The sequence below is a fragment of the Mycobacterium sp. NGS19 genome, assembly GCF_059813155.1.
The window spans coordinates 1-19,373 of record NZ_JCALEB010000008.1; the positions used below are offsets into that span (position 1 = coordinate 1).

Annotated in this window: 17 protein-coding genes and 2 pseudogenes; 8 read left to right on the forward strand and 11 right to left on the reverse strand. The window is 68.7% G+C overall.

Features of this window, described 5'->3' with window-relative positions:
* The 4 genes from AC5Y4N_RS20110 to AC5Y4N_RS20125 form a co-directional block, all read right to left on the reverse strand.
* A partial coding sequence (locus AC5Y4N_RS20110) for a DUF222 domain-containing protein (RefSeq protein WP_499911533.1) occupies nt 1-663 on the reverse strand: 663 nt, incomplete at its 3' end.
* 295 nt (nt 664-958) lie between these two features.
* Nucleotides 959-1,813: a pseudouridine synthase gene (locus AC5Y4N_RS20115; protein WP_499911531.1), complete on the reverse strand. Its 855-nt coding sequence runs from the start codon at nt 1,811-1,813 to the stop codon at nt 959-961.
* A gap of 7 nt (nt 1,814-1,820) precedes the next feature.
* Nucleotides 1,821-3,578, reverse strand: coding sequence for a glycerol-3-phosphate dehydrogenase/oxidase (locus AC5Y4N_RS20120; RefSeq protein WP_499911529.1), 1,758 nt, complete (start codon nt 3,576-3,578; stop codon nt 1,821-1,823).
* A gap of 49 nt (nt 3,579-3,627) precedes the next feature.
* Nucleotides 3,628-5,034, reverse strand: a complete 1,407-nt coding sequence (locus tag AC5Y4N_RS20125; RefSeq protein WP_499911552.1) for an NAD(P)H-quinone dehydrogenase — start codon at nt 5,032-5,034, stop codon at nt 3,628-3,630.
* A 27-nt stretch (nt 5,035-5,061) separates the two neighbouring features.
* Here AC5Y4N_RS20125 and AC5Y4N_RS20130 point away from each other — a divergent pair, with 27 nt between their 5' ends.
* Nucleotides 5,062-5,541: a gamma-glutamylcyclotransferase family protein gene (locus AC5Y4N_RS20130; protein WP_499911527.1), complete on the forward strand. Its 480-nt coding sequence runs from the start codon at nt 5,062-5,064 to the stop codon at nt 5,539-5,541.
* 7 nt (nt 5,542-5,548) lie between these two features.
* Here AC5Y4N_RS20130 and AC5Y4N_RS20135 read toward each other — a convergent pair whose 3' ends face one another.
* Both AC5Y4N_RS20135 and AC5Y4N_RS20140 read right to left on the reverse strand, forming a co-directional pair.
* A complete protein-coding gene (locus tag AC5Y4N_RS20135) occupies nt 5,549-6,721 on the reverse strand; it encodes a M20 family metallopeptidase (protein ID WP_499911525.1) in 1,173 nt (390 codons plus the stop codon).
* A pseudogene (locus AC5Y4N_RS20140) lies at nt 6,718-7,898 on the reverse strand (M20 family metallopeptidase). Before AC5Y4N_RS20140 ends, AC5Y4N_RS20135 begins: the two are co-directional and overlap by 4 nt.
* A gap of 37 nt (nt 7,899-7,935) precedes the next feature.
* On the opposite strand from AC5Y4N_RS20140, the gene AC5Y4N_RS20145 reads away from it, so the two are divergent.
* On the forward strand, nt 7,936-8,730 hold the full coding sequence (locus AC5Y4N_RS20145) for a purine-nucleoside phosphorylase (RefSeq protein WP_499911522.1): 795 nt from the start codon (nt 7,936-7,938) through the stop codon (nt 8,728-8,730).
* Here AC5Y4N_RS20145 and AC5Y4N_RS20150 read toward each other — a convergent pair.
* Nucleotides 8,676-9,773 carry an AbrB family transcriptional regulator gene (locus AC5Y4N_RS20150; protein ID WP_499911520.1) on the reverse strand — a complete coding sequence of 366 codons (1,098 nt, stop codon included), beginning with the start codon at nt 9,771-9,773 and terminating at the stop codon, nt 8,676-8,678. The two genes, AC5Y4N_RS20145 and AC5Y4N_RS20150, sit on opposite strands and share 55 nt — an antisense overlap.
* A 76-nt stretch (nt 9,774-9,849) precedes the next feature.
* Between AC5Y4N_RS20150 and AC5Y4N_RS20155 the strand changes: the two genes are divergently transcribed.
* Nucleotides 9,850-10,290, forward strand: a complete 441-nt coding sequence (locus AC5Y4N_RS20155; RefSeq protein WP_499911518.1) for a MarR family winged helix-turn-helix transcriptional regulator — start codon at nt 9,850-9,852, stop codon at nt 10,288-10,290.
* Nucleotides 10,287-11,843, forward strand: coding sequence for a phospho-sugar mutase (locus tag AC5Y4N_RS20160; protein ID WP_499911516.1), 1,557 nt, complete (start codon nt 10,287-10,289; stop codon nt 11,841-11,843). Before AC5Y4N_RS20155 ends, AC5Y4N_RS20160 begins: the two co-directional genes overlap by 4 nt.
* On the opposite strand, the gene upp is transcribed toward AC5Y4N_RS20160, so the two are convergent.
* Nucleotides 11,825-12,448, reverse strand: a complete 624-nt coding sequence (upp, locus tag AC5Y4N_RS20165) for a uracil phosphoribosyltransferase (protein ID WP_499911514.1) — start codon at nt 12,446-12,448, stop codon at nt 11,825-11,827. The genes AC5Y4N_RS20160 and upp overlap by 19 nt on opposite strands.
* Nucleotides 12,449-12,513: 65 nt before the next feature.
* Between upp and AC5Y4N_RS20170 the strand changes: the two genes are divergently transcribed.
* Together AC5Y4N_RS20170 and AC5Y4N_RS20175 are read left to right on the forward strand one after the other, a co-directional pair.
* A complete protein-coding gene (locus tag AC5Y4N_RS20170) occupies nt 12,514-12,816 on the forward strand; it encodes a hypothetical protein (RefSeq protein ID WP_499911512.1) in 303 nt (100 codons plus the stop codon).
* 2 nt (nt 12,817-12,818) lie between these two features.
* On the forward strand, nt 12,819-13,916 hold the full coding sequence (locus AC5Y4N_RS20175; protein WP_499911510.1) for a C40 family peptidase: 1,098 nt from the start codon (nt 12,819-12,821) through the stop codon (nt 13,914-13,916).
* A gap of 48 nt (nt 13,917-13,964) precedes the next feature.
* On the opposite strand, the gene AC5Y4N_RS20180 is transcribed toward AC5Y4N_RS20175, so the two are convergent.
* Together AC5Y4N_RS20180 and AC5Y4N_RS20185 are read right to left on the reverse strand one after the other, a co-directional pair.
* Nucleotides 13,965-14,957, reverse strand: coding sequence for an ABC transporter ATP-binding protein (locus AC5Y4N_RS20180; RefSeq protein ID WP_499911550.1), 993 nt, complete (start codon nt 14,955-14,957; stop codon nt 13,965-13,967).
* A gap of 6 nt (nt 14,958-14,963) precedes the next feature.
* Nucleotides 14,964-16,010: pseudogene (locus tag AC5Y4N_RS20185) on the reverse strand (ABC transporter permease); the annotation flags it as partial.
* A 212-nt stretch (nt 16,011-16,222) separates the two neighbouring features.
* On the opposite strand from AC5Y4N_RS20185, the gene AC5Y4N_RS20190 reads away from it, so the two are divergent.
* Nucleotides 16,223-17,746, forward strand: a complete 1,524-nt coding sequence (locus AC5Y4N_RS20190; RefSeq protein WP_499911508.1) for a PE-PPE domain-containing protein — start codon at nt 16,223-16,225, stop codon at nt 17,744-17,746.
* 14 nt (nt 17,747-17,760) lie between these two features.
* On the forward strand, nt 17,761-19,035 hold the full coding sequence (satS, locus tag AC5Y4N_RS20195; protein ID WP_499911506.1) for a protein export chaperone SatS: 1,275 nt from the start codon (nt 17,761-17,763) through the stop codon (nt 19,033-19,035).
* Here satS and AC5Y4N_RS20200 read toward each other — a convergent pair whose 3' ends face one another.
* On the reverse strand, nt 19,036-19,239 hold the full coding sequence (locus AC5Y4N_RS20200) for a VOC family protein (RefSeq protein ID WP_499911504.1): 204 nt from the start codon (nt 19,237-19,239) through the stop codon (nt 19,036-19,038). It lies immediately after the preceding gene.
* Nucleotides 19,240-19,373: the final 134 nt, after the last annotated feature.

A 19,373-nucleotide genomic window follows, 5' to 3' on the forward strand; every position in this document is an offset into this window, starting at 1 on the left:
CACCAGCCGCATGAACGCATCGACGCTGCTCGGCATGGGCGGGGCCGTCTCCGACGAGCGCTCCTCGTCGCCGTGATCGCGTTTGTACTCGCCGATCAACCCATCCAGATGTGACGCCAACGCGGCGTCGAATTTCGCCGCCTCATCATGGGGAAGCCTGATCCGATAACAGCTGAACGCGTCGTTGGTGGTTTTGGTGATCGAGCGCTGCGGTCGCGGCCGCGCCGGCTGCGGTTGGGGTCGCGGTTCGAGCTTGACCGCGGTGCGCAACTGATTGACCGTCGCGACGCCGGCCAGCTGCGCATAATGCTCATCAGACCCCTCACCCGCGTGCGCGGCGATCACCCCAACCTGATCCAGCGACAGCCGGCCCTCCCGCAATCCCTGCACACAGCGCGGAAACTCCTCAACGCGTTGCGCAACAGCAGCGATCGTGTGCGCCGTCGCCGACGACACGCCCAGCTTCCAGGCCACCAACGCCGGCACCGACCGCGCCCCCGTCCCACCCCACAACCCCTCACCATCGATCTCGGCGACGATCTCCACGATCCGGCCATCGATCGCATTACGCTGACCCGCCAACTCCGCCAACTCCTCGAACAACACCTCAAGACGCTGCGCAGGACTCACCGCAACAACGGCCGACGACGCGATCGAGGACATAACGACACCATCGCACCCACCACCGACAAGTCCGCGGCCACGAGCCCCGCCCGCGGTGGCCCCTAGGCACACGGTGCGAATGTTGGTTGCCGAGACTGGACCCGTTCGACCCGCACAGGGTCCCCCACATGTATTACACCGGACCTGACCACGTCGACATACCAACCTGCACAAAGAGATTCGCTATTCGCGCCGATGTGCAGATCGCAACCGATCCAGTCGTCGTCGGCCGGCCCATCGCCCTCGACCGAGGACGTCCGGCCGCCGTTGGGGTGCCGGCTGACGGAGGCGCTTGTCATGCCGGAAGCGTCCGCCGGCTGACGAACCGCATCAGGGCACCGCGGCGCGGATCGTCGAATTCGATGCTGTGCGCGAGCAAGTGCAGCGGTGCCGAGAAATCGTCGGCGGCGACGTCGAGCACGGTGGGATACAACGGGTCCCCGACGATCGGTAGACCGAGCGACGCCATGTGTACGCGCAGCTGGTGTGTGCGGCCGGTGCGCGGCGTGAGCCGGTAGAGACCGTCCCCCAACGGCTCGACCGATGTCTCCGCATTCGGTTCACCGGGTTCGACGCTGGCTTGTAAACACCCGCGCCGCTTGACAATTCGGCTCCGCACCACCTGCGGCGCCTCCAGTTCACCCGACGACCTCGCCAGATACGTCTTGCGCACCGCGCCGCGGGCGAACAACGACTGAAAGAGCCCGCGCATCTCGCGCCGCGCGGTGAACAGCAGAATTCCGGCAGTCAGTCGGTCCAAGCGGTGTGCCGGCGTCAGCTCCGGCAGGTCGAGCTCCCGACGCAACCGCACCAACGCCGTCTGCGTCACGTGGCGGCCGCGAGGCATCGTCGCGAGGAAGTGCGGCTTGTCGATTACGACGATGTCGTCGTCGCGGTAGAGCACGGGGATGTCGAAGGGTACGGGCACCTCAGCGGGCAGCACGCGGTAGCAGTAGACGACCGAGCCCGGCGGCAGCGCGCTGCGCGCGTCGAGCACCGCGCCGTCGGCGTCCACCACCTCGCCCGCCAGAACCTTCGCCGCGCCGGCCGCCCCGAACCTCGCGGTGAACTCTTCGAGCACCGATCCACCGCGCACCCGCAACCGTGCCGGACCAAGCCCGTCACGAACCGGCAAAGGCGCAGGCCTCACGGCGTGATCAAGTCAGCGGGACCGGCTCGAGGATCTCCGCCCGCGCCTCCGGCGCCGCCTGGCGTAACGCGTCGGCTGACTCGTCGTCGGGCTGCTGCTGCGACCGCACCTCGGCGTCCACCCGCGCGATGTACGTGTCCACCTCCCGCTGCACATCGGCCTCGTCCCAACCCAGCACCGGCGCGACGATCTCTGCGACCTCCCTCGCGCAGTCCACCCCTCGATGCGGATACTCGATCGAGATCCGCATCCGCCGGGCCAGGATGTCCTCCAGATGCAGCGCCCCCTCGGCCGCCACCGCGTACAACGCCTCGACCTTGAGATACACCGGCGCTTCTGTGATCGGCGCCAACAACTCCGGCTTGGCTGCACCCGGCTCGCTGGCCATTGCGAGGACCTCGCCGATCAGCGATCCGTAGCGGTCCAGCAGGTGGCGCACCCGATACGGATGCAGCCCGTAGTAGGCGCCGACCCTTTCGGCCTGATTCACCAGTGCGAAGTAGCCGTCAGCACCCAGCAGCGGCACCTTCTCGGTGATCGACGGCGCCACCCGCGCCGGAATGAATTCGCTGGCGGCGTCGATCGCGTCCTCGCCCATCACGCGGTAGGTGGTGTACTTGCCGCCCGCGATCGCCACCAGCCCCGGTGCCGGCACCGCCACGGCGTGCTCGCGCGACAGCTTCGACGTGTCCTCGGTCTCCCCGGCCAGCAGCGGCCGCAGGCCCGCGTACACGCCGTCGATGTCGTCGTGTGTCAGCGGGGTGGCCAGCACGGTGTTGACGTGGTCGAGGAGGTAGTCGATGTCGGCCTTCGTGGCTGCAGGGTGCGCCAGATCGAGGTTCCACTCGGTGTCGGTGGTGCCGATGATCCAGTGCGTGCCCCACGGAATCACGAAGAGCACCGACTTCTCGGTGCGCAGGATGATCGCTACCTCGCTGACGATCCGGTCGCGCGGCACCACGATGTGCACGCCCTTGGACGCCCGCACCCGAAACCGGCCGCGCTGCTTGGACAGCGCCTGGATCTCGTCCGTCCACACGCCGGTGGCGTTGACGACGACGTGCCCGCGCACGTCGGTCACCTCGCCGTTCTCGGAGTCGCGGACCGTCACGCCGATCACCCGGTCCCCTTCGCGCAGCAGAGCCACGACCTGTGTCGAGGCACGCACCACGGCCCCGTAGTGGGCGGCGGTGCGCACCACCGTCATCGTGTGCCGCGCGTCGTCGACGACCGTGTCGTAGTAGCGGATCCCGCCGATCAGCGAGTTGCGCTTGAGACCCGGAGCCAGCCGCAGCGCCCCTGCCTTGAACAGGTGCTTCTGCGCCGGAACCGATTTCGCGCCGCCAAGCTGGTCGTAGAGAAAGATTCCCGCAGCCACATAGGGCCGCTCCCACCACCGCTTGGTCAGCGGGTACAGGAACGGCATCGGCTTCACCAGATGCGGGGCCAAGGTGGTCAGCGACAGCTCGCGCTCGTGCAGCGCCTCGCGCACCAGCCCGAACTCCAGCTGCTCGAGGTAGCGCAGGCCGCCATGGAACATCTTGCTGCTGCGGCTCGACGTGCCCGACGCGAAGTCGCGGGCCTCCACGAGCGCCACCTTCAGCCCGCGGGTGGCCGCGTCCAGCGCCGCGCCGGCGCCCACCACGCCGCCGCCGATCACCACGACGTCGAACTGCTCGGAGCCCAGCCGTTCCCAGGCAACCGCGCGTTCGCGTGGGCCCAGAAACGTCTGCCCGTTGCCAGGGGCGGGGGCAGCCTCGATCACAGACACTCCCGGTTGAAGTTACTGGTCAGTACCACCAGGTTAACGGCAGTCAGTCCAGGTCGTCGTGCGCCACCAGCTGACGGGCCGCTTCGGTGATCGACCCGGTCAGCGACGGGTAGACCGACAGCGTCTGCGCCAGCTCGGCAACCGAGTTGCCGTTCTGCACGGCCAGCGCGATCGGCAGGATCAGCTCAGAGGCGACCGGCGCCACCACCACCCCGCCGATCACCACGCCGGTGGCGGGCCGGCAGAAGATCTTGACGAAGCCCTTGCGCAGGCCCGACATCTTCGCGCGCGCGTTGGTGTTCAGCGGCAGCATCACCGTCCGGGCGGCGACTGTGCCGTCGTCGATCTTGGCCTGCGGCACCCCCACCGCGGCGATCTCCGGCCGGGTGAACACCGCAGCGGCGACGGTCCGCAGCCGGATCGGAGTGACCGCATCGCCCAGCGCGTGATACATCGCGATCCGGCCCTGCATCGCCGCGACCGACGCCAGCGGAAGCAGCCCCGTGCAGTCGCCGGCGGCGTAGATCGTCGGCACCGAGGTCCGCGAAACCCGGTCCACCGGAATGTAATTGCCGCGCCCGAGGTCGATGCCCACGCGCTCGAGCCCCAGACCCGACGTGTTCGGCACCGACCCGACCGTGATCAGCGCGTGGCTGCCCTCCACGCAGCGCCCGTCGGTCATCTTCACCACGACCCCGTCCTCGCTGCGGGTCACCGACTCCGCGCGGGCGTTCTTCACCAGCGTCACACCGCGTTCGGCGAACACCTCCTCGAGCACGGCGGCCGCGTCGGAGTCCTCGTGCGGCAGGATCTGGTCGCGGCTGGCGACCACGGTCACGTCGACACCCAGCTCGGTGTAGGCGTTGACGAACTCCGCGCCCGTCACGCCGGAACCCACCACCACCAAATGGTCGGGCAGGTCGGTCAGGTCGTAGAGCTGCCGCCACGTCAAGATGCGCTGGCCGTCGGGCGTGGCGTTGGGCAGCACCCGCGGGCTGGCGCCCGTCGCGATCAGCACCACGTCCGCGTCGAGCACCTGCTCGCTGCCGTCGGGCTCGGTGACCTTGACGCTGTGGCGGGCCATGCCCTCCACCGCGTCGACGATCTCGCCGCGCCCGCTGATCAACCGCACGCCTTGCCCGCGCAGGCGCTCGGCGATGTCCTGCGATTGCGCCGCAGCGAGCCGCTTCACGCGGTCGTGGATCTGGGTCAGCGAGATTTTCGCGTCCTCGATGTGGATGTCGTAGCCGAGCTGGGGTGCCCGGCGCAGATCGGTCCGCACGCCCGTCGACGCGATGAACGTCTTCGACGGCACACAGTCGAACAGCACGCAGGCTCCCCCGATGCCGTCCGAGTCGACGACGGAGACGTCCGCTTCGTGCGCTGCCGCGATCAGCGCGGCCTCGTACCCGGCCGGCCCTCCCCCGATGATCACGATGCGGGTTGCCACAGTGCTCACGGTAGCTACTCTTTCTCCGTGCCGCTCTACGCCGCGTACGGGTCGAACATGCATCCAGAGCAGATGCTGCAGCGCGCACCGCATTCCCCGATGGCCGGTACCGGCTGGCTGCACGGCTGGCGCCTGACGTTCGGCGGCGAGGACATCGGCTGGGAAGGTGCGTTGGCCACCATCGTCGAGGACCCCAATTCCAAGGTCTTCGTGGTGCTCTACGACATGACCAAGGAAGACGAGAAGAACCTCGACCGCTGGGAGGGTTCGGAATTCGGCATCCACAAGAAGATCCGCTGTCGTGTGGAGCGGATCTCGTCGGACACCACAACCGATCCCGTGCTGGCGTGGCTGTACGTGCTCGACGCGTGGGAAGGTGGCCTGCCGTCGGCCCGCTACCTCGGGGTGATGGCCGACGCAGCCGAAATCGCCGGTGCGCCACCGGAATACGTGCACGCGCTGCGCACGCGGCCCTCACGCAACATCGGTCCCGGCCACGGCGACTAGCACACCGCTAGAGCAAGGCCGCGGCCTGCTCGACGGTGTTCACCAGTACCCGCACCCCGATGGCCAGCGCGCGCTCGTCGAGGTCGAACGTCGGTTGGTGCAGGTCCAGCTGAGGCCCACGGCCCGACCACACTCCTAGCCGTGCCATCGCACCCGGCACCTCCTCGAGGTACCAGCTGAAGTCCTCGCCGCCGCCGGACTGCCGCGTCTCGGCCAGCGCGTCAGGGTCGACAGCCTCGATCGCGTGGCTGAGAATCCGCGTCGCGAGCTCTTCGTTGACCACCGGCGGCACCCCGCGCCGGTATTGCAGCGAATGCTCGACGCCCAGCGGCGCCAGCAGCGATGCCACCGTCTCCCGGACCAGCGACTCCAGGGTCAGCCAGGTGGCGTGGCTGGCCGTGCGCACAGTGCCCGCCAGCACACCGTTCTGGGGGATCGCGTTGGGCGCCATCCCCGCATTGACCGCCCCCCACACCATGACCGTGCTGTTGCGCGGGTCGATGCGCCGCGACAGCACTCCCGGCAAGCCGGTGATCAGCGTGCCGATGCCATACACGAGGTCGGCGGTCAGATGCGGCCGCGCGGTGTGCCCGCCCGGCGAATGCAGCGTGATCTCGATCGAGTCCGACGCGGAGGTGATGGGCCCTGCGGTGATCGCCACCTTGCCGACCTCCAGCCGCGGGTCGCAGTGCAGCGCGAAGATCCGTGAGACCCCGGCCAGCACCCCCGCGGCGATCGCGTCGATTGCGCCGCCGGGCATCAACTCCTCGGCCGGCTGGAAGATCAACCGCACCCCGATGGGCAAGTCCGGCACTCCAGCCAGGGCCAGGGCGGTGCCCAGCAGGATCGCGGTGTGGCCGTCATGGCCGCAGGCGTGCGCGACGCCCGGCACCACCGACGCATACGGCGCGCCGGTGCGCTCCGACATGGGCAAGGCGTCCATGTCCGCGCGCAGCGCGATCTTCGGCAGGTGATCGGGTCCGAGATCGCAGGTGAGGCCGGTGCCCAAAGGCAGCACCTTCGGATTGAGCCCGGCGTCGGCGAGCAGCGTCGCGACGAACTGCGTGGTGGCGAACTCCTGCCGGCCGAGTTCCGGGTGAGCGTGAATGTGCCTGCGCCAGCTGACCAATTCGTCATAGTGTGCCGCCAGCCAAGATTCGGCGGTGTCGGCAAGGCTCATGCGCGCATCACCCGCGCCCGCTCCGAGGGAGTTTCCGCCAGCCGAATCACGGTGCGCGCCAACATGATCGATCCGTCGACGACGGCTTGGTCGGCGCTGGGCGACACCGCGGCCGCAGCGAACTCCGGCTGGTGCAGCGCGCGCCGCCCGCCTCGACGCCGACGATGGGGTGGATCCCGGGTATTGCCTGAGTGACGTTGCCCATGTCTGTACTGCCCACCGGCAGCGCGCTTTCCAGCTCGGCGGGCACGGGACTGCGGCCGCACCGGATCATTTCGTCGCGAAACACGTTCGCCAGCCACGGATCTGGGCGCAGTTCGTCGTAGGCGGGCCCGCGGGCGTCGATGGCGCATTCGCATCCGGTTGCCAGAGCGCCGGCGCGGAAGCAGTCGAAAACCCGGCCCTGAAGATGATGCAGGGACTGCTTGTCGACGGCCCGCAACGCGTACGTCATCGAGGCGTGCCCGGGAACCACGTTCGGCGCCCGGCCGGCCTCGGTCACGATTCCGTGCACCTGCTGCCCCGGCCCGAGGTGCTGACGCAGCAGCCCGATCGCCACTTGCGCGACGGTCGCCGCGTCTGCGGCATTGACGCCGAGGTGCGGGGCCACCGAGGCGTGTGATTCGTGGCCGCGGAATTGCACGGTCACCTCCGACAGCGCCAGCGACCGGGTGGCCGCGATGTCAGCCGGTCCGGGGTGGACCATCACCGCGGCATGTACGTCGTCGAAGGCTCCGCCGTTGAGCAGCAACGCCTTTCCGCCGCCTGACTCCTCGGCGGGGGTGCCCATCAGCACCACGGTCAGGTCGAGCTCGTCGGCGACGTCGGCCAGCGCCAGCGCCGCACCGACCGCGGACGCGGCGATGATGTTGTGCCCGCAGGCATGTCCGATGCCGGGCAGCGCGTCGTATTCGGCGCACACCGCGACAGTGAGGTCACCGCTGCCGTAGTCGGCGCGGAACGCGGTGTCCAATCCGGCAGGCGCGGCGGTGATAGCGAAGCCCCGCTCGGCCACCAGCGCCTGCGTCTTGGCGCAGCTGCGATGTTCGGCGAACGCGAGTTCGGGCTCGGAGTGAATGTCGTGCGACAGCGCGATCAGGTCACCGCCGCGGTCCCGGACCACCTGCTCGGCCACGTCGGCAGCGGCGTGACGGCGCGGCGGCGAAGTGGCGGGCATCCTCGCAGTATCGCATTGCGGACTAAGCTCGCTGACCGTGACTCGGGATGACGAGCTGGCCGGACAGGCCGCCGCGGCCATCGCCGATCACACCGGAGTCAGCAAACACGACGTCGCCGTGGTGCTCGGATCCGGGTGGGCGCCGGCCGCCGACGCGTTGGGCCGTCCCATCGCCACCCTGGACATGGCGGAGCTGCCCGGCTTCACGCCTCCGACCGCCGCCGGGCATCGCGGCACGGTGTCGTCCATCATGCGAGGCGACACCCGAATCCTATTGCTGCTCGGGCGAATTCACGCCTACGAAGGACACGAGCTGCGACATGTCGTGCATGCGGTCCGCACCGCGGCGGCCAGCGGCGTGCGGGCGGTGGTGCTGACCAATGCCGCCGGTGCGCTGCGCGACGACTACCGCGTGGGGCAGGCCGTGCTGATCGCCGATCATCTCAACCTCACCGGCCGCTCACCGCTGGTCGGCCCGCGGTTCGTCGACATGGTCGACGCGTACTCCCCGCGGCTGCGCGCGCTGGCGCGCGAGGCCGATCCGACACTGCCCGAGGGGGTCTACGCCGGCCTGATCGGGCCGCAGTACGAGACGCCCGCCGAGATCCGGATGCTGCGCACTCTGGGCGCCGACCTGGTCGGCATGTCCACGGTGCACGAGACCATCGCCGCGCGAGCCGCGGGGCTGGAGGTGCTGGGGCTCTCGCTCGTGACCAACATGGCCGCCGGCATCACGGGCCAGCCGATCCGCCACGACGAGGTGCTGGAAGCCGGGCGTCAATCCGCAGCGCGGATCGGCGCCCTGCTGGGCTCGATCGTCGGCATGGTCTGAGCAGTGTGCGGCGAGAACCGCAGGAACAGCCGAGCCACCAACGGCGCGGTGAACAGCATCAGCAGCACGCGAATCATCTGTGCGGCAATGACGAACGTGACGTTGGAGCCGGTCTCGACGCTCGTCGCCAGCACGGCGTAGATGCCGCCGGGACTGGTCGCCAGATAGCCGTCGAGCTCACTGATCCCTGCCACCTTCGACAGCACCACACCGAAGCCCGCCGCGGCGACGTTCAGCATCACGATCAGCCCGAGTGCGGCCGGCAGAATGCGCTCGATCGCGCGCAGCGACTCGCGGGTGAACGCCAGGCCGGCCTGCCAGCCGATCAGCATGTAGCCGATCTGCACCAGCACCGCGGGCACAGTCAGCCGGAACGAGAGCCCGGTGAGCTCGGCCGCGATCGTGAGCGCCATCGGACCCAGCAATCCAGCACCGGGCATCCGCACCAACCGCCCGGCCACAGCCCCTATGACCACGATCACCGACATCAGCGGGATGCTGAGATACCAAGGCAGCGAACCGGTTTCGGACACCAATGTCTGGTGCGGCGCCTTGGTCGCGTGATAGACGAGCGTGACGACGACCGGCATGGACGCGGTGATCAGCGCGACGCGCAAGTACTGCACCACGGCCACCACGCGGTCGTCGCCACCCAATTCCCGCGCAATCGCCACCAGACCGGACGCGCCGCCGGCCACGAGTGCCAGCGCCCCGGTCAGCGGCGTCACGTCCCGGTGCAGACCCAGCAGCGCACCGCCGACGACGGACAGCACCAGCGTGCCGATTGCGACGGCCGCGACAACCGGCCAGTCCGGGCCCAGCGCCGCGAACGACTCACGGTGCACCATGGTGCCGATGTAGACGCCGAGCACGCCCTGGGCGGCTACTCCGGCCAGTCGCGGGACGCGCCGCGGCGCGAACGGCACCAGCGCCAGCGCAATGCCCACCACCAGCGCCGCGAACAACGCCGCCGACGGCACGCCTAGCCTGGCGAGCGGGACGGTCGCGGCGACCGTCATACCCGCCAGAACCAGCCACCTCATTCTTCAAGTATGCCCTTGGCAATTTTGCGACTCAAAGTGCGTAGATCAGCGAAAATTGTCAAGGTATAACTTGCTTATGGGCGCGCAACGTTCCGCCGCCGCCACAGAACTGCGCGAGGCGATGATGGCGCTGGCCCGCCAGTTGCGACGGCATCGGCCCGACCACGGGCTCACGCTGAGCCAGTTGGAGGTGCTCAGCGAAGTCAGCCGCACCGGTGTCAGCACTCCCGCAGAACTGGCCCAACGACTGCATGTGCGAGTGCAGTCGCTGACGGACAGCATCAACGACCTGGCGGCGCGGAGGCTGGTGTCTCGCCGCGCCGACACCGCCGACAGGCGCCGCCAGCTCGTCGAGATCACCCTTGATGGCACCGCCCTGCTCGAGATCGATCGGGCCGAGAGGGACCGCTGGCTGCAGGAGGCGATGCGCGAGCACCTGACCGATCTGGAATGCGACCTGGTGATGCTGGTTGCGCCGATTCTGCGCAAACTGGCCAGGGCAGAATCGAGGGAGTGACGCCCCAGGAGTGGATCGCGCAGTGGATCGCCCACGATCCAGAACCCGGCGCGGTGGCGGAGTTGTCGGCCTGCGGGCCCGAAGAGCTCGCCGAGCGGTTCAGCAGACCGCTGAGGTTCGGCACGGCCGGACTGCGCGGGCCGATGCGGGCCGGTCCGGCGGGCATGAACCTCGCCGTCGTGCTGCGCGCCACCTGGGCGCTGACGCGCGTGGTCGAGCCAGGACCGGTGTTCGTCGGCTACGACGCCCGACGCCGATCGCGGGAGTTCGCGACTGCGGCGGCGGAAGTGCTTGCAGCCGAGGGCTTTTCGGTGACTTTGTTTCCGAAGCCGCTGCCCACCCCGGTGCTCGCGTTCGCCGTGCGGCGACGCGGCGCCGTGGCCGGCGTGCAGATCACCGCGTCGCACAATCCGGCCTCCGACAACGGCTACAAGGTCTACCTCGACGGCGGCCTGCAGATCGTCTCACCCATCGACCGCCAGATCGAGGCCGCGATGGCCGACGCCCCGTACGCCGACCACATCCGGCGGATTCCGGTAACCCCCACTGGCGCAGGCGTTCTGGAGGACTATCTCCAGCGCACAGCGACTGTGCGCCGTGGCTCCGGCACCGTGCGCGTGGCGCTGACGCCGCTGCACGGAGTGGGCGGGCAGGTCGCCGTCGAGGCTTTGCGGCGGGCCGGTTTCACCGACGTGCATACGGTCGCAGGCCAGTTCGCCCCCGACCCGGACTTTCCCACCGTCGCATTTCCCAACCCCGAAGAGCCGGGCACAGTGGACATGCTGCTGGAGCTGGCTGCGGACGTCGGCGCGGACCTCGCAGTCGCGTTGGACCCGGACGCCGACCGCTGTGCGATCGCCATACCGGCGCAGCACGGCTGGCGCATGCTGTCCGGCGACGAAACCGGTTGTCTGCTGGGCGATTACATTCTGCGCTACGCGAAGCCGGGCGTCGCGGTGGCAAGCACGGTGGTGTCGGCGCGCATGCTGGCCGCGATCGCCGCAACCCACAACGCTCGGCACGTGGAGACGCTCACCGGGTTCAAGTGGCTGGCCCGCGCCGCCGGCGACGACCTGGTGTACGCCTACGAGGAGGCGATCGGCCATTGCGTCGACCCGCAGGCCGTCCGCGACAAGGACGGCATCAGCGCGGCGGTGCTGTGCTGCGACCTGGTCGCGGCGCTGAAAGCCGACGGGCGCTCGGTGGCCGACGCGCTCGACGACCTGGCCCGCCGCCACGGCGTGCACCTGACCGCGTCGATCACGGTGCGCACCGAGGACGCGGCAGCGCTGATCGCGCGCCTGCGCAGCGATCCGCCGGTAAGGCTCTGCGGCGTCGCCGTGACCGTCACCGAATGGGCCGACGTGCTCATCTTCACCGGCGACGGCGTGCGACTGGCGGTTCGACCGTCGGGCACCGAGCCGAAAGCCAAGGGATACATCGAGATTCGCGTGGCAGGCGACGAGCTACGGGTGGCCCGCCGCCGGGCCGAGGAGATGTGCGCTCAGGTTCGGGCCGAGGCGACCGCGCTGCTTCAGCGTGGACCGAACTGACGGTCCCCGGCGTCGCCTAACCCTGGGACGATGTAGGCGATCTCGTTGAGGCGGTCGTCGACGGTGGCGGTGAAGACCCGCATGTCGGGTGCGATCTTCTCGAGTGCGGCGATGCCCTCCGGCGCCACCACCACGCACACCGCGGTGATGTCGGTGGCTTGGCGCGCCTGCAGCAGCCCGACAGTGTGGGCCATCGACCCGCCGGTGGCCAGCATCGGATCGAGCACCATCACCGGCTGGCGTGACAGATCGTCGGGAAGCGACTCCAAATACGGTGTGGGCGAATGGGTTTGCTCGTCGCGGGCGACGCCGACGAACCCGACGCGTGCCTCCGGTATCAGCGCGTGCGCTTGGTCCACCATCCCGAGCCCGGCCCGCAGCACCGGCACCAGAAGCGGCGGCTTGGCCAGCCGGCAGCCGGTGGTCACCGCCAACGGCGTGCGCACCGAGACCGTGTCCGTGGGCGCGCCGCGGGTGGCTTCGTAGACCAGCATCAACGTCAGGTCGCGCAACGCCGCGCGGAACGCCGCGTTGTCGGTGCGTTCGTCGCGCAATGTGGTCAACCGGGTCCGGGCCAGCGGGTGGTCTACGACGCGCACGTCCATGGCGCAGACATTAGCCCGGCGATTGCGGCGGAACCGGATCGTCGCGATGCCACGTCCAACACGGCATGCACGCCGACACCCACGCCATCCGCGGCTACGGGAGCGCTACCGCCTGCCTGGGCGCCGACCTTCACGCCGCGGCCACCACCCTGTCCGTCGACCTCGGCCCGACGATCGCTGCGGCGTTCGGCCCGATCGGCAGCCGGTTCGCCCACGCACTAGTCGCCGCCACCGAGGCGCTGGCGGTCGGATTGAGCAGCATCGCCGACGACGTGGCGGCGGCCGGCGCCGCGACGGCAGCAGCCGCCGGGCACTTCGACGACGTGGACCAACGGTCCCGGTCGCACCTCACGAGCCTGGCCAGTTAACGGTGCCCAGCGCCCTGGTCGCCGCGCTCGCGGCACCACTGCATGAATTGCACGCCGCCGTCGGTGCCGGCGTCTTCACCGGTGACGACCCAGCCCGGACACTGCTCACCGCCAGCCAGGTCGTCGCCGACGCGGCGTCCGCAGGCACAGCGGCGCTCGGGCAAATGGGTGCCGCATGGTCGGGTCTCGCCGCCGACGCGGCGGGGCAGGCGATTTCCACGGCGCTCACCGGCGCGGCCGAACTCGCGGCCCACGCGTCAGGCATGGCCAACCGCGTGGGGGCCGCGTCGGACGCGGTCGCGCGTGCGAAGGCCCAGCTGCAGCGCATCATCGACGACTTCCACGCGACCGCTCAGGCGCTGGAACCTGCTCTGCCGAAAAGCGCGCCCGCGCTGGCCGATGCGGCACGACAGGCACTCGCGGAGGCCGGCCGCGTGGTCGCGGACCTGGAAGCCGAGCTCGACGGTCATGCCGCGGCTGTCGCGTCGGGACCAGGGGCGCCGTCGGCTGCCCAGGCTCCGACGACGTCACCCGCGGGGCTGTCGCCGGCCATGCCGGCCACGATGGCTCCGGCCGCGTCGGGGATTCCCTCCGGGCTCTCCGGGCTTTCCGGACTCACGAGCCCGACCTCCGGCGCGTTGCCGACCACGACCGGTCTCGAAGACGTCGCCGAAGCGCCCATGCTGAACCCCGACGCGTTGGGCAGCGGGGTCGCGGTGCGCCTGCCCGACGGCAGCACCGCACTGGCACCGAACCAGGTGGCCGCCGAGGCCGTGCGGCATGCGCTCACGCAACTCGGCGTGCCCTACGACTGGGGCGGGACGTCGCCGGGCGTCGGGCTGGACTGCAGCGGCTTGACGCAATGGGCGTATCACCAAGCAGGACTTGACCTTCCGCGGCTGGCCCAAGAGCAGGACATCGGCGCCGCGGTAGCGCCGAACGCATTGCTGCCTGGCGACCTCGCCGTGTGGGACGGGCATGTGGCGATGGTCGTGGGCAACGGCATGATGATCGAGGCCGGCGATCCTGTTCAGCTGTCACCGATCCGAACCAGCAACGCCGGTCAGGGTTTCCAGGGTTTCTGGCGGCCGACGGGTTGAGCATGAGACCGCACATCGCTCTTGAAGCGCGTATCGACGAGCTCGTGATCAGTCGATGCTGAGCTCGCGACGCTGGATCAGCTCGGCGAAACCGCTGACGCCGAGCCGCTCACGAAACGCCTGGGCGGTGTATCCCACAACCGTCGCGTCGGTGCGGGCGCGCACCGTCGCCGACCGCGGCAAGTGAAACAGCACACCGATCTCGCCGAAGTAGTCGCCCGGACGGGCTATGCGCACGAATTCCTCACCGCCGTGGGCTAATTCACGCACAATCTCGAGTTCACCCTCGGTGACGACGTAGATGAGACTTCCCATCGTGCCCTGCTCGAACAGCACCTCACCGGCCGAGAGATGAGTCGTTTCGGACCGCTGGTTCGTCGGCACGACATCGGGAATCAGGTCGACGACCCGATCCGCCATCGGCAGAATCCGACTGTCATGGGTCGCGACGACCACCACACGTTGCCCCGAAGCGAGCGAGCGGATCAGCCTCAGCACCTCCTCGACCTGGATGAAGTCGAGGTGTGCGGTTGGTTCGTCGGCGAGGATCAGTGGTGGATCCAATGCGATGGCCCGCGCGACTGCCACGCGCTGCTGCTGACCGCCGCTCAAGTCACCCGGACGATGTCTCAGACGGTCCGCGAGACCGACCTGGGTCAGCAGCTTCGTGGCCGCCTCGCGCGCCGATGCGCGCGGGATGCCGGCAATGCGCATCGGGATCATGACGTTTTCGATCGCGGTGAGACTGGCGACGAGGTTGAACGCCTGGAACACGATGCCCACCGTCTGGCGCCGGTACTTCGCCAACGCACTGCCGTCGAGCCCGGTGATGTCGGCGCCGTCGAATCTGATCGATCCGGAATGCGGGCGCAGGATGCCGCCGAGACACGACAGCAGGGTCGTCTTCCCGCAGCCACTGGGACCCAGCAGGATCACCAACGACCCGGCCGCCACATCGAGGCTCAAGCCGTTGATCGGCCGCACAGCGTATCCGCCGCTGGAGTACTCGACCACCAGGTCCCGAATGCTCAGATCGCCCACTGCTAAGGGACCTCCGAAGGCAAGCGCCGGGTCAACCGCGACCGCACGCCGGAGCCCGGCAAGGCTGGCCAGCAGACCGATGACCACCGCGACCGCCGGCAGGGCGAGGTAGGCGCGCATCGGTACCACGACGTTCATCGGGAACAACGGTGCGAGCGCTTGGGCGAGCAGCATGCCCAGCGCCGCGGCCAGCAGCGCGACGACAACGGCCTGCACGGCCAGTCCCGCCAGAATCGACCGCGTCGGCGCGCCGATCGCCTTGAACACCGCGAAATCGCGCAACCGCTCGAGCGCCGAGAGGTACACAACTGACCCGACGATCAACGCCGCCACAATCCACAGCAGCACCGCGACAATGGTGATCGCGTCGACCGCCACCTTCATCGGGCGCATCAGGTCAGTCATGCCAGCCGCCCGATCGACGACCTGGTAGCCGGGCAGTACTTCTTGCGGTGTGCCGACGATCCCAATCGAGGTGACGATCGGTTGACCGTTGAAAGCCAACTGCTGCACACCCTCGGTCGTCATGAAGATGTTCGGCATCCGCGCCAGCGCAGTGGAATTGGGCACTATCCCGACGATCCGCAGGGTGCGCTTGCCGACCTGAAGATCGTCGCCGACGTGGCGTCCCAACGTGCTCGACACCGCGACCTCGTCGGCCCTCGACGGCGCGCGTCCCTCCGCGACGGCCGGCATGCCAGGGCCATGCTCCGGCGCCCCGAACGCGGTGGCGTTCTTGGTCGAGGTGCCCTGCCGGATCGTCACCGCGGCCATGGTCAGCGGAGCCGCGGCCACGACACCGGGCGTACTCGCCACCCGAGCGAGATCAACTGGGGCAAATGCCGTGGCGCCCATGAAAGGGCCATTCGCGCCCGCCTCGATGAGGAATCGATCGACACCCAGGGAATCGACGGTTCGTTGTGATTCGACCCGGAAGCCGTTGGACAGGCCGGTGAGAACCAGCGTCATCGCGAAGACCAATGCGGTGCTCACGATCGCTATGAAAAAGCGCCGTCTTCGCCACTGCATATCGCGTAACGCCGCGAACAGCATGGCGGCGACGTTACCGGCGTCAACCGGCGCGCGGCTGCGCTTTGGAAAAGCACCACTGCGGAGTTTGCTGACTGTCGCACAAAAAAGTAGTTCGATTTTGCTACGGGAGTGCTCCGAAAATGTCAGGATGTTCTCACCCACGGCGTCGGGGCGGGGATTTTTCGAGTTCCAACGCGGTGAGAATCGGTTTCGGCGCACCCAGGGAGGTCGGAATGCGCCCCTTCATCCGCGCCGCGGCAGTGGCTTTGCTGACGCTGGGCCTCACCTTCTTGCTGGCCGTCTCCACGACGATGACGTCGGTCGTGCTTGCCGCAACCGCGCTCATCATGGGCGGAACGAAACATCCGCTCAGTCGGCCGCAGGACACCCAGCAGTTCATCAGCAACTATGTGACCGGCGCCAACGACACCTACATCGACAACACTGGGTTCTGCGGCAACTCGCCCTGCACCCTCGTCGCGGTCTACACCCCCGAGCAGTTCCGGTTCGATACCGGGCTCACCGACATGACGTTCGACCAGTCCGTGGCGGCGGGGAAGGCAAACCTCGACCGTTGTATTCGCAACGGCGCCTGCCAAGCGACGGCGGCTCCCTATGACGCCACCAGCCCGAACCAAGACGTCACCGACACGAGCTATGTGGTGTACGGCTATTCGCAGAGCGCGACCATCGCGACGGAAGAAAAGCGCGACCTGATGGCCAACCCGGCCGGCGTTCCCGTGCACTTCGTGCTCGTCGGGAACCCGAACCGCCCCAACGGCGGCATCCTCGAGCGCTTCGAGGGTCTGCACATCCCGATCCTGGGAGTGACCGCTGACGGCGCCACGCCCACCAACAACCCGGACGGTACGCCGACGGACATGACGACCGTCGACGTCGCCCGCCAGTACGACGGGTGGACCGACTTCCCGCTCAACCCGCTGTTTCTGCTGTCCGACCTCAACGCCGCGATGGGCATCTACTACCTCCACGGCGGCAACTACACCGGCATCGGCACACCGCAACTGCAGGGACAGTACGGCGACACCACCTACTACCTCGTTCCGACGCCGGTGCTGCCGCTGCTGATGCCGCTCACGCAGATCCCGGTCATCGGAACCCCGCTTGCACAGACCCTCGACCCGGTGCTGCGGGTGCTGGTGGAGGCGGGCTACGACCGCACGATCAACCCCGGAGCTCCGACGCACGCCAACTTCTTGTACTTCGGCAACCCGATCACGACGCTGGTCAACGCGGTGCGTGCCGTCCCGGTGGGGCTGGACAACGGGATCAGTTACTTCACCGGCAGCCGGCCGCTCGGGACGACGGTTCCGACCTCTCCGTACGGGGTGGGCGGGCCACCGATCAACGCCGGCTGCGGCGGCGGCGCCAACTGCGGCAGTCCGACACCGTACGTGGCGACGAACCCGTCGGCCCAGGTCGCGCCGGCCACACCGGCAGACGATCTGGCGCCCACCGACCAGAAGCGCATCGAGACGCCGACGCTCAAGAACGACCCGCCGAAGACCAAGCCGGTCAAGCCGCCGAGGCTGACCAAGCCGGCCGATCTCGTCGCGGCGTTCCGTCCTGACGTGACCAAGCAGCCGACCACACCGCCCGCAGGCAAGACGGACGATCCGAAGCCGCCCCGCGTTCGGCTGCCGTCGCTGGCGATCAGCAGGCACGCGCCATCCGGCAACGACACGTCCGACAGCAGTTCGGCATCTGCCGGGAGCGCCGCCGCGAGCACGAAGTAGCCGCCCGCGCGTCAATGGCTAGGCTGTGGCGCGTGGCTGACATCGTGCCGATCGAGCTGTCTCTTGACGACCGCGACGTGTTCACGCTGTACGCGCCGCGCTGGCGCGACGCCAACGACGAGTGGGAGGCGTTCCTCGGCAAGGACGACGACCTCTACGCGTTCGAGTCGGTCGCCGATCTCGTCGCGTTCGTGCGCTCCGACCACGACAACGACCTCACCGACCACCCGGCGTGGGAAAAGCTCAAAAGCGGGTCGGCCCACAAGCTCAACCCCAAAGACGACAAGCGCTTCGACCTGATCGAGGTCTACGAGCTGCTCGCCGAGAAGCCGACAGCGGAGTCCGTCGAAGAGCTGGCCGGGACGCTGGCGATCGCCTCGGCGATCGGATCGGTCTGCGAATTGCCTGCGGTGACCAAGTTCTTCAACGGCAACCCGGTGCTGACCGCGGTGTCCGCCGGGATCGAGAACTTCTCCGACAAGGCGGGGCTGCGGCGCTGGGACGAGATCGGCGCGGTCGTGGAGAAGGGCTGGGACAAGGTCATCGACGCGATCGAGGACGTCATCACCACCCCCGAGGTGGACAGCGCGGCCGCGGAGAAAGCCAAGGCCGAACTCGACGAACCGGCTCCCGAGGAGCCCGAAGAGGAAGAAGACAGCGTCGAGCTCGGCGCACAGACCGACGGGGAGACCTCTGAGGAACCCGAACCGGCTGCCGCGCACGATGTGGTGCTGGGTGGCGACGAGGACTTCTGGGCCAAGGTGGGCATCGACCCGGTCCGGATGATGACGAGCACCGGCACGTTCTACACGCTGCGGTGTTACCTCGACGACACGCCGGTGTTTCTGGGGCGCAACGGCCGGATCAGCGTGTTCGGCTCCGAGCGGGCGCTGGCGCGGTACTTGGCCGACGAGCACGACCACGACCTTTCCGACCTGGCGACCTACGACGACATCCGCACCGCCGCCACCGACGGCTCACTGCGGATCGACGTCACCGAGGACAACGTGTACGTGCTGACCGGCATCGCCGACGACTTGGCCGACGGCCCCGACGCGGTGGACCGCGAGCAACTGGCGCTTGCCGTCGAGCTGCTTCGCGACGTCGGCGACTACTCCGAGGACACCACGGTCGACAGGATCCTGGAGCCGGACACCCCGCTGGGGCAACTGGTCGCGCATGTGCTCGATCCCGACGGCGTCAGCAAACCCAAGCCGCCGTACGTCAAGGCCGTCGACCAATGGGGCGAGCTGGAAGCGTTCGTCGAGTCGCGCCTGCGCCAGGAGTAGCTACAGCTCGGTGGCACGATCGTGCCGCGGCTGGTACAGCCCGAGGCTGCCGCCACCGGGCAGCGTGATCGTCGTCAAGATCCCCCAGCCCTCGTCGGTCGGCGGCGTGCAGCCGATCCCGCGCTCGGCAAGCGAGGCGATGGTGGCGTCGAGGTCGTCGCACATCAGGTACAACTCATGGGCGCCCTGTCCGGCGGGATGCACCGCGACCTCGGCGGGCGGCAGCTTGAAGATCAGCCAGCCGCCGCCGGCGTCGACATGCGGATAGCCGAGGACGTCGCGGAAGAATGCGCGGTCGGCGTCGGCGTCGGTGCTGTAGATGATGACGTGGGCGCCGG